The sequence below is a fragment of the Hymenobacter terricola genome, from assembly GCF_017921975.2.
Classification (GTDB): Bacteria; Bacteroidota; Bacteroidia; order Cytophagales; family Hymenobacteraceae; genus Hymenobacter; species Hymenobacter terricola.
The window spans coordinates 1-12919 of the sequence record NZ_JAGEMO020000043.1 but is presented as its reverse complement, the minus strand read 5'-3'; the positions used below and the strand labels follow the sequence as shown (position 1 = coordinate 12919).

Genomic DNA, 12919 nt, shown 5'->3' with positions numbered 1-12919 from the left:
CCTTCGGCGCCATCAAGGTGAGGCACGCCTCAGCGCAATGGCTTTTGGCTAAGCCTGCTCTACCGAGAGCAGGCCTTCGGGGTGCGCTTCCTCGGCTGGCTGGGTAGTATGCTTGTGCTTGAAAATGAGTGCAAACAGCACGGCTATCGCCAGCGAGTAGCCGGCAAACGTGAGCCAGATGCTGTGCCAGTCCTTCGCGCCCGTGGCATCGGTGAAGTAGTGCTGAATGATGATGCCGCTCAGCGAGCTGCCCAGCACGGCCCCAAAGCCGTTGGTCATCATCATAAACAAGCCCTGCGCGCTGGCCCGGATGCTGGGCTGCGTCTGGGTTTCGACAAACAGGGAACCGGAGATGTTGAAGAAATCGAACGCCATGCCGTACACGATGCAGGAGAGGATAATCATCCAGAGGCCGGCGCCGGGGTTGCCGTAGGCGAACAGGCCGAAGCGCAGCACCCAGGCAATCATGCTGAACAGCATGACCTGCTTGATGCCGAAGCGGCGCAAAAAGAACGGAATAGCCAGAATGAACAGCGTTTCGGAAATCTGCGAAATGGACATGATAATGGCCGGGTGCTTCACCGTCAGGGTGTCCTGGTAGGCCGGGGTCTTGTCGAAATCGTGCAGGAAGGTGTCGCCGTAAGCGTTGGTGAGTTGCAGGGCAGCGCCCAGCAGCAAGGCAAAAATGAAGAAAGTAGCCATCTTCCGGTCGCGCAGCAGGGCAAACGACTTGAGGCCCAGAATGTCGAACAGCGAGCGGCTTGAGGCGGCCTGCAACGACGGCGGGCACTTGGGCAGCGTGAATGAATACAGGCCCAGCAGGATGGCCGCGCCGGCCGCCACGTAAAACTGGCTGGCCGATTTCTCGAAGCCGAGCAGGCTCACCGTCCACAGCGCCACAATGAAGCCAATCGTGCCCCACACGCGGATGGGCGGATAATCCTTCACCACGTCGAGCCCTTCGGTTTTCAGCACGGAGAACGACACAGCGATGGACAACGATAGGGTCGGCATGTAGAAAATCATGTTCAGCAGCATCACCCAGAACATGGCGGTGGGGTTGCCCACCATCGGAATGGTGAGCAGTACCAGGCCGCCCAGAATGTGCAGAATGCCGTAGAGCTTCTCCGCATTCATCCATTTATCGGCCACGATGCCCATGAGCGAGGGCATGAAGATGGAGGCAATGCCCATCGTGGAGAAGATGGCACCAAACTGCGCGCCCGACCACTGCTTCGTTTGAAACCAATAGGCACCAATAGTTATCAGCCACGAGCCCCAGATGAAAAACTGGAGGAAACTCAGGATAGTAAGGCGCAGCTTCGTATTCATGCGGCAACAGGGCAAGAGGAGGTGGGGAAAGACAAAAGCAGGGGCGGCGCACTGGCCGGGACCATCAAAGATAAATAAAAATAGCCCCTGTGAAGTGCCCGGCCGTGAGCAGCTTCCCCGGGCCCCCGCAACGGGCCGCGACTGCAGCGGGCCGTGGCCGGCCGCACCCGCGGTAAGCCGGCCTAAAGGCGCTTTATTTGCTGCTGCCAGCCTGCTGAAGCGCACCCGTCGTAGCTGGTCGGCTCGCCCCTTATTTCTGTTTCTTGCGATGAAAACTTCCTTCCCCTGGCGCGGTGCCATCACGGCCGCTTTGCACTACACAGCAGCCTTTTTACTCACTACCCTGGTGCATGAGCTGGGCCATGCGCTGGTGTCGAAGCGGCTGGGCGGGCGGCCCATGCTCTACAATTCCCACGTCGAAAACCTCACCCAGCACTTGCCCGCCAGCACCGAAGTGGCCATTGCCCTGGCCGGGCCCCTGCTGAGCCTGGCGCAGGGCTTGGTGTTTCTGGCCTGGGCCTGGCGGCAGCGCGGCAGTGGCGATGCGGCTTTGTGGCGGCTCTACCTGGGGCTGTTCGGCATCATCAACTTTCTGGGCTACCTGCTCATCGGGCCGCTGGTGCCGTACGGCGACATCGGCCAGGTCGAGGCCATCTGGCGGGTGCCCGTTTGGGCCACGGTGACGGTGGCCGTGGCGGCGGGCTTCGGGGTGCAGTGGGTGGTGGGCCGCACCGCGCCGCTGTTTCTCGACTTTGGGCCTGCGGGCCTTGCGCGCCCGTTGCGCAGTCGGCTTATGCAGGGCCTCATTACGCTGCCCTGGCTGCTGGGCTCCGTCCTGGTTACGGCCCTTAGCTGGCCCTGGCCCACGCCCATCAGCCTGATTTATCCAATTATGAGCAATATGGTGCTGGGTGCGGCCTGGGGCAAAGCCATGGGCCAGCCCTACCCGGCCGATGCCCTGGTGCCGGCTGTGCCGCTGCTTAGCCAGCTGCATCTGGCCTGGGCGGTGGCGGCGTTGGTGGGAGTGGGGGCGGTGTTTCGGCTGCTGGCGCCGGGCGTGGCGCTGTAAAATAATTTCACAAAAAAGCCCCGACCCCGACCTATGCAGGCCGGGGCTTTTGAGAATCTGATTCAGCCGGCGAACACGCAAGGGGGGCTACGCCTCGTAGGTGGGCGAGAACGTGCCGGCGGGCTGGCCGTCGGCCACCGGGTAATCGGTGTAGCCATCGGCAAGGCCGTTGGGGCCGGGGGCGTAGTACGTGGCCTGGTCGCTTTCGGCCAAGGGCAGGCCTTTCTGCAAACGCTCCACCAAATCCGGGTTCGAAATGAAGGGACGGCCAATGGCCACGAGGTCGGCGGCGCCATCCAGAGCGGCGTCAATCTGCGCTACCGTGTTGTAGCCACCGCTCAGGATGAGCGAGTTGGTGAATTTCCCGCGGATGAGCGGCACCACTTCGGCGGGCACGGCGGGCGCGCCCATGCTCTGGTGGTCCACCAGATGCAGATACACGACGCCGATTTTTTGCAGTTCCTCGGCCAGGTAGGTGTAGGTTTCGTCAATCTCGGGATAGTTCGGCATGTCGTTGAACACGCCCCAGGGCGAGAGGCGGATGCCGATGCGGTCGGCCCCAATGGCTTCGGCCACGGCGCGGGTCACTTCGAGCACGAACCGGGCGCGGTTCTGCACGCTGCCGCCATACTCGTCGGTGCGCTGGTTGCTGGCGGGGTTCAGGAATTGCTCCAGCAGGTAGCCGTTGGCGCCGTGCAGCTCCACGCCGTCGAAACCGGCTTCCAGGGCCAGCTTGGCGCTGTGCACGTACTCGTCGCGCACTTTTGCTACCTCTTCGGTGGTGAGGGCGCGGGGAGCGGGTTGGTCCTGCATCTGCTGCTGGTCGGTCCACATCTGGCCGGTGGCGGCAATGGCCGAGGGAGCCACGCCATCGGCGCCTTCGGGCAGGTTGAGCGGGTGGAACACGCGGCCGGCGTGCATCAGCTGCACGAAAATGTGGCCGCCGTGGTGGTGCACCGTTTCGGTGATGCGCTCCCAGTTGGTGACCTGCTCCCGGTTGAAGAGGCCGGGAATGCGGGCGTAGCCCAAGCCATCGGCTGAGGGCGACGTGCCTTCCGTGATGATGAGGCCGGCTGTGGCGCGCTGGCGGTAGTATTCGGCCATCAGCTCGTTGGGCACGTTGCCCGGAGCGCGGCTGCGGGTCATGGGGGCCATCACAATGTGGTTGGCAAGGGTGAGCGGGCCGAGTTTGGCAGGCTCAAAAGCTTTGTTCGACATATGAGTTCGGGAAAGAAAGCGTTGCAGTGCGCGGGCCGCAACTTCATACGGGGTGAAGCGCGGCTAAGAAGCAAGTAGGTACATGAATTGTTTTGGCTGCTGGCATTGTCTTTGTGTGAAAGGGCACGGGTTCAGCATCAAAAACAGAAAAACCCGCCCCACAACGTGGAACGGGCTTTCTGGCTGGCAATAATTACGCGGAGCAGCAATACCCCGGCCGCACTAGGCGGGCACGGTGGCGGCAAACCGGCGGTTTACCTCGTCCCAGTTAATCAGGTTGAAGAACGCGGCGATGTAGTCGGGCCGGCGGTTCTGGTACTTCAGGTAGTAGGCATGCTCCCACACGTCGAGGCCGAGCACGGGCAGGCCTTTGCAGCCTGATTCGGGCATCAGCGGGTTGTCCTGGTTGGGCGTCGAGCAGATTTGCACCGAGCCGTCGGCCTGCTTGCACAGCCAGGCCCAGCCCGAGCCAAAACGCGTGGTGGCGGCTTTGGTGAATTCCTCCTTGAACTTGTCGTAGCTGCCGAAAGTCGACGTAATGGCTTCGCCAACCGCGCCGGTGGGCTGCCCACCGCCGTTGGGCGACAGGATGGTCCACCACAGCGAGTGATTGTAATGCCCGCCGCCGTTGTTGCGCACGGCCGCGGGAGCCTTGGCAATGTTGTGCAGGATTTCTTCCAGCGACTGGTGCTCCATCTCGGTGCCCGCGATGGCCGCGTTCAGGTTCGTGACGTAGGCCTGGTGGTGCTTGGTGTGGTGGATTTCCATCGTTTGCGCATCAAACGTGGGCTCGAGCGCATCGTAGGCGTACGGGAGTTTGGGCAGTTCAAAAGCCATAAGTGAAAAGGGGTTTGGGTGGTGGAGAGTGTAAGAAATAGGCGCTATCGAAACAGCCGGTTTTGGCGATGGTTGCATCGACCGCCCACATAATATCAAAAGTAGATTATTTCCGCTTCAAATTGAAAAAAGTGCGCATCAATGCCGCACATTCTTCGGCTCGCACGCCGCCGCGCAGCTGGGTGCGCGGGTGCAGCAGCTGCCCATGCCGCCGGAAACCCACTTTTGGCTCGTCGGCTCCGAAAACCACGGCTTTGAGCTGGGCCCAGTAGCTGGCGCCGGCGCACATCACGCACGGCTCAATGGTGACGTAGAGGGTACAATCGGCCAGGTATTTATTGCCCAAATGATTGGCGGCGGCGGTCAGGGCCAGCATTTCGGCGTGGGCCGTGACGTCGCGCAGCTGCTCGGTCTGGTTGTAGCCGCGCCCGATTATCTGCTGCTCGAACACCACCACGGCCCCGATGGGAATTTCATCGGCGGCCAGGGCTTTTCCGGCTTCGGCCAGGGCCTGGTGCATAAAATAATCGTCGGTCATGGCTGGTTGCTGTAGCGCGGACTTTGTAGTCCGCGTTTGCGCCGGTGCATTCAGTCGCGGACTACAAAGTCCGCGCTACTTCATCACAATTGCGCCCATCACGGCCTGGGCCGTGGGCTGCCACTGGGCCTGCTCCTCGGCCGGGGCCACGAAGGTGAAAACGTACAATTGCTGCCCCTGGATGGCGTATTGCACCGTTTGGTACCGCTTGATGGGCGTGAGCTGGCTGTTGCGCCGCGCATCCGAAACCGTGGACACGAACTCGAAATAGATGAAATCGCGCCCGTTGACGGTGCGAATGTCCTCCTTCAAAAAGTCGACCTTGGTGTAGAGCCGCTGGATGCTGGATTTGTAAATCTTCAGCAGCACGCCGTAATCGAAGCTTTCGAAGGTGGTGGGGCGCACGGCCACGCTATAGTCCACGCGCCCGCTGGGGTTGGAATACACGGCCAGCGGCTTGCGCGGCGAGGGGTATTTCACCGCAATGCCGTCATCAGGCAGCGGCGCAAAGCCCGCTGGCACGCCCACCGACAGCCCCGAAGCCAGCTTGACCGTAGTGAGCTTGGGCTTGGGCGCAAAGGCCGTGAGGGCGAAGAAAAGCAGCAGAAAGGCGGTGGTTTTCATAGCGGGTGGGGGTTCAGAACAACAATACAAAAGAACGTCATGCAGAGCGGAGCGAAGCATCTCGCGTGCAGTAGTAACTCAACCGATTGGTTCACTACTGCACGCGAGATGCTTCGCTCCGCTCTGCATGACGACGTTCCGGGGGGTGGCAACCGAATCCCTACCGGCGGACGGCGGGGTATTTAATCCGCACTTTCTTCCAGTACACGTAGTTGCCGGTTTTGGCTTCTACCAAATAAGTGCCGGCCGGAATCTTGCCCAGGTTCACGGGGGCGCCGGTGTTATTGGCCGGGTCCAGCTCGGTTTGGTACATCACTTTGTTTTTATAATCGGTCATCACCAGCGTGCCGGCCTTGGTGAATTGCTGGGTGAAGCTCAGCAGGATGTCGGTCGAGTTGGGCTTGGGGAAAACGTCGATGCCCGACAGCGTTTCGATGCGCTTAATGGGCCCGTCGAGCGTGACAGCGCCGGCCGTGCCTTTGGATTTAATCTCGGTGCCCGAGGCATCGGACTTGCTTTTAGTCTTGATTTTGGTCTGGGCCTGGGCAGTGCCGGCGGCCAGAAGAGCGGTGGCCAGGGCGAGCGCGGGGAGGAATTTCATGAGAAGTTGAAGAGATTGAGAGAACAAAGGAACGCAGTTGCCAGCGCCCTTTACATATCCCGTACCAAAAACGGCCGGGGCGGGTTGCGGCGAGAATGTGCAGCCGCAGCAGCCAAAGCGGCGGAACCACCTGCGTTTTATCCGGGTGCCCATAGGATTTGCTATAGAGGCCCACACTTTTCTCAAGTGGTCCGTAACGGGCGCTACGGGCACCAATACTTTTCTCAAGTGGTCCGTAACGGGCGCTACGGGCACCAATACTTTTCTTAAGTGGTCCGTAGCGGGCGCTACGGGCTCCGACAGATTTATCGAGGCCCTTGTAAGCCTATTTAGGCCTTCCGGCCCTGCCCGAAGCCCCAGGCGGCAATATTCGAGTTTCGCCCCGCCCGCCCAGTGGCTACCTTCGCACAAAAAAGCGGAACCCCAATAATCCGTTAAATCAGTTAGAATCCGTTAAATCTGCGGTCCATGCTACGTACCCACACCTGCGGCGAGCTCCGCCCCGAGCACATCGGCCAAACCGTCACCCTTTGCGGCTGGGTGCAGCGCACCCGCGACAAGGGCGCCATCCTCTGGATTGACCTGCGCGACCGGTACGGCCTCACCCAAATCACCCTCGAAGAAGGCGTGGAGGCCGAAGAAGTGCGCTCCACCGCCCGCCACCTCGGCCGCGAATTCGTGCTGCGCGTGACCGGCAAAGTAGCCGAGCGCTACTCCAAAAACGACAAAATCCCGACCGGCGGCATCGAAATCCGCCCCGAGCAAGTCGAGATTCTGAACCCCGCCAAGCTGCCGCCTTTCCTCATCGAAGACGACACTGACGGCGGCGACGACCTGCGGATGAAGTACCGCTACCTCGACCTGCGCCGCACCCCGGTGCGCAACAACCTGATGCTGCGCCACAAAATGGCCCAGGCCGTGCGCCGCTACCTCGACGGCCAGGAGTTCATCGAAGTCGAAACGCCCGTCCTCATCAAGTCCACGCCCGAAGGCGCGCGCGATTTCGTGGTGCCGTCCCGCATGAACCCCGGCGAATTCTACGCCCTGCCGCAGTCGCCCCAGACGTTTAAGCAGCTGCTCATGGTGTCGGGTTTCGACCGCTACTTTCAAATTGTGAAGTGCTTCCGCGACGAAGACCTGCGGGCCGACCGCCAGCCCGAGTTCACCCAGATTGACTGCGAAATGGCCTTCGTGACCCAGGAAGACATCCTGGACATGTTCGAAGGCCTGGTGCGCTACCTGTTCAGGGAAATCAAAAACCTCGATTTCCCCACCGTGCCCCGCATGACCTACGCCGACGCCATGCGCGACTACGGCAACGACAAGCCCGACACCCGCTTCGAAATGAAGTTCGCCGACCTCACCGAAACCGTGAAGGGCCAGGGCTTCCCCGTCTTCGACAGCGCCGAGCTGGTGCTCGGCATCAACGCCGCCACCTGCGCCGCCTACACCCGCAAGCAGCTCGACGAGCTGACCGAGTGGGTGAAGCGGCCCCAAATCGGGGCCACCGGCCTCATCTACGCCCGCGTGGAAGCCGACGGCCAGGTAAAATCCTCGGTCGATAAGTTCTACTCGCAGGAGGAATTGCAGAAGTGGAGCGCCGCCTTCGGGGCTAACCCCGGCGACCTTATCCTGCTGCTGGCCGGCTCCGAAGCCAAAACCCGCAAAGCCATGAGCGAGCTGCGCCTCGAAATGGGCCGCCGCCTCGGCCTGCGCGACGCCAACACGTTCTCGCCGCTGTGGGTAATTGACTTCCCGCTGCTCGAATTCAGCGAGGAAGAAGGCCGCCACTTCGCCATGCACCACCCCTTCACCTCGCCCAAGCCCGAGGATTTGGCCCTGCTCGATTCCTCCGAAACCATCGGCCAGACCCGCGCCAACGCCTACGACCTCGTGATAAACGGCGTGGAAGTAGGCGGCGGCTCCATCCGCATCCACGACCGCGCCGTGCAATCGCGCATGTTCGGCCTGCTCGGCTTCACCCCCGAAGAAGCCCAGGCCCAGTTCGGCTTCCTGCTCGACGCCTTTGAGTACGGCGCACCGCCCCACGGCGGCCTCGCCTTCGGCTTCGACCGTCTGTGCAGCCTCTTCGGCGGCTCCGACAGCATCCGCGACTTCATCGCCTTCCCCAAAAATAACTCCGGCCGTGACGTGATGATTGACTCACCCTCGCCCATTTCAGAGGTGCAGTTGAAGGAGTTGAGCATTAAAACGGCCGTGGTGGCGAAGTAGGATTTTAGAACTGAATAAAGCAGAAAGCGGCGACTGAGGAATCAGTCGCCGCTTTCGTTTTTGGAATGTTACAGATAACTCAGAGTGCTAACAACAAAGAAAACAGACCAAGCAGACCACATAACAACATTCTGCTGCTTGACAGGACGCTTGGTGAAATAAGTAATCAGCTTCATAACTCCAAGTGCCATAAGCGGAAGTAATAGAAAGGCAACGGCCCTGCCTGTAAGGGCGCTTGCAAGCGATATAAAGTTGTTTCCTCCGACAATAGCAGGATGAAGGGCATACTGAATTGCGATGTTAATGACCATGGATAGCCAGAACATAATGAAAAGTGTTTCTTTGCTTGAAGTTGCCATATCAAGTCAAGTCTACGCGAAATGTCCTTCCGCCTAGACCGCACCGCCCACCACGCCGACACCCACGAGCAGGCCCCCGCCTACCTCAACAGCGTGGTCTACGGCTATGCCCTGGACAATCCGCCGCCGGCTTGACTGGACGGCTTTTACACGCGTCTGCACGTCGACCGCAATGGCTAACGAACCATCAGGCGCTACTTCCGGCCCAAAAGCAGCCCAGCCTCCGCTTATTCAAAACCAATGTACCGACGCTCATGCCCCAAAAATTACCGTTCACCGGGCGACGCAGGTTATTGAGCGAAAGGCAAAATTCAACCTCGACCCAAACCAGTAGGTTTGTATCAGTTAAGCACTTCACCACTCGCACCCGTGTTCAAAAGCTGCATTTTCACCGCCGTTCTTGTTCTTCTGTTCTGGGTTGCGCTGAGTGCCTCGTTGTTGCAGGCGCAACTCACTGTCTCGCCGGTGTATAAAATGCGGGTGCCTACTTACCGTTCCATGCCCATGCGCTCAACAGTAATTGCGCAGGTAAAAGGTGCTGCGACCACCGCCAGCTATAACTAATTACGGTCTGGTCGAAAATAGCCGGACTAATTAGAGGTGATTATTATCAGTCGATAGGATTTTAGGAATTATCCATAAAAAAGAGCCGCACCCTCATTGGGTACGGCTCTTTCTATTAGCAGCAGATTATTTAGAAATTCCGCTCGCCCGTTTCGCGCTTGCCCAGCATCACCGAGCCCACCATGGCGGTCAGCAGCAGGATGGAAGCCAATTCAAACGGCAGCGCATATTGCTGAAACAGCACCAGCCCCAGCTTATCCACCATCCCGATTTGCGAGTCGAAGCTGGTGGGGTCATAGCCGGCGGGGTTCACGTTGCGCATGGCCGCTACCAGTATCAGCAGGAGCGAACCACCGGCAATGGCGGCCGCGAACTTGGCCAGGGCCGGCTTGTGCGGCTCGGTGTCCTCGTTCAGGTTCAGGAACATAATCACGAACAGGAACAGCACCATGATGGCCCCGGCGTACACGATGATGTTCACGGCGGCCAGGAACTGCGCGTTCAGCAGCAGGTAGTGGCCCGAGAGCGTGAAGAACGTGAGGATGAGAAACAGAACGCTATGCACCGGGTTTTTGGCCAGCACCACGCCCAATGCACTCAGCAGCGCCACAAACGAGAGAAAGAGGAAGAGAGACATGAGCAGTAGCGCGGACTTTGTAGTCCGCGAGTGGAACGGTGATGAGAGAATTCTTGCCAGACGCGGACTACAAAATCCGCGCTACATTACGCCAGTTGCGAACGCAGCTTGTCGGCTTGCTCGGGTGTGAGCTGAATGCCGCGCTTCGAGCGGTTGTCCGGCGTCACGGGCTCTACCAGCCGGTCTTTGCCGTAGATGAACTCGTCGCGCTCAAAGCGGGGCGGAGCCATTTTGTCGGCTTGCAGGTACACGGCGGCTTTGGGGCAGGCTTCTTCGCAGAGGCCGCAGAAGATGCAGCGCAGCATATTGATTTCGTAGCTGACGGCATACTTCTCCTCGCGGTAGAGGTTTTCCTCGCCCTTCTTGCGCTCGCCGGCCACCATGGTAATGGCTTCGGCGGGGCAGGCCACGGCGCACAGGCCGCAGGCGGTGCAACGCTCCCGACCGGCTTCGTCGCGCTTGAGCACGTGCAGGCCGCGGAAAACGGGGGAGAAAGGCCGCGTTTCCTCGGGGTAGCGGATGGTGATTTGCTTCTTGGTGGCAGCCCGGAAAAAGTGCTGCATCGTAATCGACAAGCCCTGGAAAATGGCCGGCAGGTAAGCCCGCTCGGCCAGCGTCATTGGCTTTTTGGTCAGGACTTTGGCGCGTTTGCTTAAGGATTCCATGAGTCGTTATTTAATTACGCCGAACGTAATCAGGCCGCCTGTCAGCATGATGTTGAAGATGGCCAGCGGAATGAGGATGGTCCAGCCCAGGCGCATCAGCTGGTCGTAGCGAAAGCGCGGCAGCGTCCAACGCACCCACATAAAGAAGAAAATGAAACTGAAGATTTTGGCGAACAGGCCCACCAAACCGAAGATGGTGATGATGTTCTGAGCCGTCACCAACTCCAGACCACGGCTCGATACCAGCCAGTTGCGCAGCTCGGATTGGAACGGGAAGTTGAAGCCACCGAAGTACAGCACGCTCATCACGGCCGAGGCCACGAACACGTTGATGTACTCAGCAAACAGGTACAGGCCCATTTTCATGGAGCTATACTCGGTGTGGTAGCCGCCAATCAGTTCGGTTTCGCACTCGGGCAAATCGAAGGGCGTGCGGTTAGTTTCGGCGAAGGAGCAGACGATGAAAATAACGAAGCCCAGCGGCTGCTTCATCACGTTCCAATTGAAGATGTCGCGCCACACAAACGGCGCGTCCGAAGCCTGCTGAAACGTGATTTCGCGCAGCGACAAGCTGTGCGAAATCATCAGCACGGCAATCAGGGCCAGGCCCATGGCCAACTCGTAGCTAATGTTTTGCGAAGCCGCACGGATGGCACCCAACAACGAGAACTTGTTGTTCGAAGCCCAGCCGCCAATCATGATGCCGTACACGCCCAGCGAAACCATGCCGAACACGTAGAGCATGCCGACATTGATTTCAATGCCTTGCAGGTAAATGGCCGTTTCGCCGAATTGCAGCACGTTGCCGAACGGAATCACTGCCGACGACATCAGGGCCGTAACCATCGCCAGGCAGGGCCCGAACACGAACAGCGCCCGGTTGGCCCCGGCCGGGAAGAATTCTTCCTTAGTGAAGAGCTTCACGGCATCGGCCAGCGGCTGGAGCAGGCCAAAAGGACCGGCGCGGTCCGGGCCCACCCGGTCCTGCAGAAACGCGGCGATGACGCGCTCCGCATAAGTGGAATACGTGGCAATCAGCAGCGAAACGCCGAAAACTACCAGAACAACGAGGCCTTGCCAGCCCAGAGCGGGGAGAGTCATTTTTTGATGTGTTGATTAATTGATTTGCTGATGTGCTTGGTTCTTTGACTTGCGTTGGCTTCTAATAAGCACATCAGCAAATCAATCAATCAGCAAATCATCCATTGATGCCGCCCAGGCGCAGCGGCGGGTTACGTTCCAGCTCGCGGGTGGTGCTTTCCGGCAAATCCAGAATCACCTGCGGGTTTACCACGGGTAACTCGTAGTGGTTTTGGGCAATAACCGAAGCACGGTTGATGTGCGCCGGGCCTTCGAGCACCCAGTCCGAAGTTTCCTTCTTATCGAAGCGGCAGGTGTTGCAAATCCACTCTTTCACTTCGCCGTACTCGTCCTTGCGGGCGGTCACGCGAAGCACGTCCTTGCCTTTATACCACAGCGTTACGCGGCCGTTGCACTTGTCGGTCTGGCAGTCGCGGTGGGCATTCACGGGCTTCGTGAACCACACGCGCTGCTTGAAGCGGAAGGTTTTATCCGTCAGCGCGCCCACCGGGCACACGTCGATGACGTTGCCGCTGAACTCGTTGTCGATGATGTTCTCGATGTAGGTACCGATTTCCGAGGCATCGCCGCGGCCCAGCACGCCGTGCACGCGCTCGGGCGTGAGCTGGTCGGCGGTGTACACGCAGCGGTAGCACAGGATGCAGCGCGTCATGTGCAGCTGAATGAGCGGCCCGATGTCGATTTTCTCGAAGGTGCGGCGCTCTTCCTCGTAGCGGGTAGTGCTCACGCCGTGCTCGAAGGCGAAGTTTTGCAGGTCGCATTCGCCGGCCTGGTCGCACACCGGGCAGTCGAGCGGGTGGTTGATGAGCAGCATTTCCACGATGCCCTTGCGCACATCCATCACCTGTTGCGAGGTCGTGTTTTCGACCACCATGCCGTCCTGCACCGTTGTGATGCACGAGGCCACCAGCTTGGGCATGGGGCGCGGGTCTTTGGCCGAACCAGCCGCCACGCGCACCAGGCAGGCGCGGCATTTGCCGCCCGTGCCCTTCAGCGGGGTGTAGTAGCACATGGCGGGCGGCACGATGCCGCCGCCAATCTGGCGGGCCGCGTTCAGAATGGTCGTTCCATCCGGAACTTCCACCTCAATGCCGTCGAACGTTATTTTAGCCATTGGTATATCGAGTATTAATTCTTGCTGT

14 protein-coding genes are annotated in these 12919 nt (G+C 59.7%); 3 read left to right on the top strand and 11 right to left on the bottom strand.

Features of this window, described 5'->3' with window-relative positions; all coding sequences use genetic code 11:
- Positions 1–48: 48 nt before the first annotated feature.
- Complete coding sequence (locus tag J4G38_RS20370) at positions 49–1332, bottom strand: nucleoside permease (protein WP_210520632.1); 1284 nt, start codon at positions 1330–1332, stop codon at positions 49–51.
- A 268-nt stretch (positions 1333–1600) separates the two neighbouring features.
- On the opposite strand from J4G38_RS20370, the gene J4G38_RS20365 reads away from it, so the two are divergent.
- On the top strand, positions 1601–2401 hold the full coding sequence (locus J4G38_RS20365) for a zinc metalloprotease (protein WP_210520633.1): 801 nt from the start codon (positions 1601–1603) through the stop codon (positions 2399–2401).
- Positions 2402–2488: 87 nt separating this feature from the next.
- Here the strand turns inward: J4G38_RS20365 and J4G38_RS20360 are convergent, their stop codons facing one another.
- The 5 genes from J4G38_RS20360 to J4G38_RS20340 all read right to left on the bottom strand — a co-directional run bounded on the left by J4G38_RS20360 (position 2489) and on the right by J4G38_RS20340 (position 6219).
- Entirely contained in the window at positions 2489–3619 is a 1131-nt protein-coding gene (locus J4G38_RS20360; RefSeq protein WP_210520634.1) for an alkene reductase, read from the bottom strand.
- 222 nt (positions 3620–3841) lie between these two features.
- Positions 3842–4456: a superoxide dismutase gene (locus tag J4G38_RS20355; protein WP_210520635.1), complete on the bottom strand. Its 615-nt coding sequence runs from the start codon at positions 4454–4456 to the stop codon at positions 3842–3844.
- Positions 4457–4562: 106 nt separating this feature from the next.
- On the bottom strand, positions 4563–4994 hold the full coding sequence (locus tag J4G38_RS20350; protein ID WP_210520636.1) for a nucleoside deaminase: 432 nt from the start codon (positions 4992–4994) through the stop codon (positions 4563–4565).
- Positions 4995–5069: 75 nt separating this feature from the next.
- A complete protein-coding gene (locus J4G38_RS20345) occupies positions 5070–5618 on the bottom strand; it encodes a hypothetical protein (RefSeq protein WP_210520637.1) in 549 nt (182 codons plus the stop codon).
- A gap of 160 nt (positions 5619–5778) precedes the next feature.
- Positions 5779–6219: a T9SS type A sorting domain-containing protein gene (locus tag J4G38_RS20340; protein WP_210520638.1), complete on the bottom strand. Its 441-nt coding sequence runs from the start codon at positions 6217–6219 to the stop codon at positions 5779–5781.
- Between the two features lie 468 nt (positions 6220–6687).
- Between J4G38_RS20340 and aspS the strand changes: the two genes are divergently transcribed.
- Positions 6688–8451 carry an aspartate--tRNA ligase gene (gene aspS, locus J4G38_RS20335; protein ID WP_210520639.1) on the top strand — a complete coding sequence of 588 codons (1764 nt, stop codon included), beginning with the start codon at positions 6688–6690 and terminating at the stop codon, positions 8449–8451.
- Between the two features lie 68 nt (positions 8452–8519).
- Here the strand turns inward: aspS and J4G38_RS20330 are convergent, their stop codons facing one another.
- Positions 8520–8810 (bottom strand): hypothetical protein, encoded by a 291-nt coding sequence (locus tag J4G38_RS20330; RefSeq protein ID WP_210520640.1) that lies wholly within the window; start codon positions 8808–8810, stop codon positions 8520–8522.
- 369 nt (positions 8811–9179) lie between these two features.
- Between J4G38_RS20330 and J4G38_RS20325 the strand changes: the two genes are divergently transcribed.
- Positions 9180–9374 carry a hypothetical protein gene (locus tag J4G38_RS20325; RefSeq protein ID WP_210520641.1) on the top strand — a complete coding sequence of 65 codons (195 nt, stop codon included), beginning with the start codon at positions 9180–9182 and terminating at the stop codon, positions 9372–9374.
- A 130-nt stretch (positions 9375–9504) separates the two neighbouring features.
- Here J4G38_RS20325 and J4G38_RS20320 read toward each other — a convergent pair whose 3' ends face one another.
- The 4 genes from J4G38_RS20320 to J4G38_RS20305 form a co-directional block, all read right to left on the bottom strand.
- Complete coding sequence (locus J4G38_RS20320; protein WP_210520642.1) at positions 9505–10011, bottom strand: NADH-quinone oxidoreductase subunit J family protein; 507 nt, start codon at positions 10009–10011, stop codon at positions 9505–9507.
- 86 nt (positions 10012–10097) lie between these two features.
- The gene (locus J4G38_RS20315) at positions 10098–10676 is read right to left on the bottom strand and encodes a NuoI/complex I 23 kDa subunit family protein (protein ID WP_226163604.1); all 579 of its coding nucleotides are present in this window, start codon (positions 10674–10676) and stop codon (positions 10098–10100) included.
- 6 nt (positions 10677–10682) lie between these two features.
- Complete coding sequence (gene nuoH / locus J4G38_RS20310; protein WP_210520643.1) at positions 10683–11777, bottom strand: NADH-quinone oxidoreductase subunit NuoH; 1095 nt, start codon at positions 11775–11777, stop codon at positions 10683–10685.
- A 97-nt stretch (positions 11778–11874) separates the two neighbouring features.
- Positions 11875–12891, bottom strand: coding sequence for a 2Fe-2S iron-sulfur cluster-binding protein (locus J4G38_RS20305; protein ID WP_210520644.1), 1017 nt, complete (start codon positions 12889–12891; stop codon positions 11875–11877).
- Between the last annotated feature and the right edge of the window lie 28 nt (positions 12892–12919).

Bases quoted from the DNA above. Each gene is read 5' to 3' on its own strand.
- J4G38_RS20370 (WP_210520632.1), bottom strand. From the start codon at position 1,332: ATGAATACGAAGCTGCGCCTTACTATCCTGAGTTTCCTCCAGTTTTTC.
- J4G38_RS20365 (WP_210520633.1), top strand. From the start codon at position 1,601: ATGAAAACTTCCTTCCCCTGGCGCGGTGCCATCACGGCCGCTTTGCAC.
- J4G38_RS20360 (WP_210520634.1), bottom strand. From the start codon at position 3,619: ATGTCGAACAAAGCTTTTGAGCCTGCCAAACTCGGCCCGCTCACCCTT.
- J4G38_RS20355 (WP_210520635.1), bottom strand. From the start codon at position 4,456: ATGGCTTTTGAACTGCCCAAACTCCCGTACGCCTACGATGCGCTCGAG.
- J4G38_RS20350 (WP_210520636.1), bottom strand. From the start codon at position 4,994: ATGACCGACGATTATTTTATGCACCAGGCCCTGGCCGAAGCCGGAAAA.
- J4G38_RS20345 (WP_210520637.1), bottom strand. From the start codon at position 5,618: ATGAAAACCACCGCCTTTCTGCTGCTTTTCTTCGCCCTCACGGCCTTT.
- J4G38_RS20340 (WP_210520638.1), bottom strand. From the start codon at position 6,219: ATGAAATTCCTCCCCGCGCTCGCCCTGGCCACCGCTCTTCTGGCCGCC.
- aspS (WP_210520639.1), top strand. From the start codon at position 6,688: ATGCTACGTACCCACACCTGCGGCGAGCTCCGCCCCGAGCACATCGGC.
- J4G38_RS20330 (WP_210520640.1), bottom strand. From the start codon at position 8,810: ATGGCAACTTCAAGCAAAGAAACACTTTTCATTATGTTCTGGCTATCC.
- J4G38_RS20320 (WP_210520642.1), bottom strand. From the start codon at position 10,011: ATGTCTCTCTTCCTCTTTCTCTCGTTTGTGGCGCTGCTGAGTGCATTG.
- J4G38_RS20315 (WP_226163604.1), bottom strand. From the start codon at position 10,676: ATGGAATCCTTAAGCAAACGCGCCAAAGTCCTGACCAAAAAGCCAATG.
- nuoH (WP_210520643.1), bottom strand. From the start codon at position 11,777: ATGACTCTCCCCGCTCTGGGCTGGCAAGGCCTCGTTGTTCTGGTAGTT.
- J4G38_RS20305 (WP_210520644.1), bottom strand. From the start codon at position 12,891: ATGGCTAAAATAACGTTCGACGGCATTGAGGTGGAAGTTCCGGATGGA.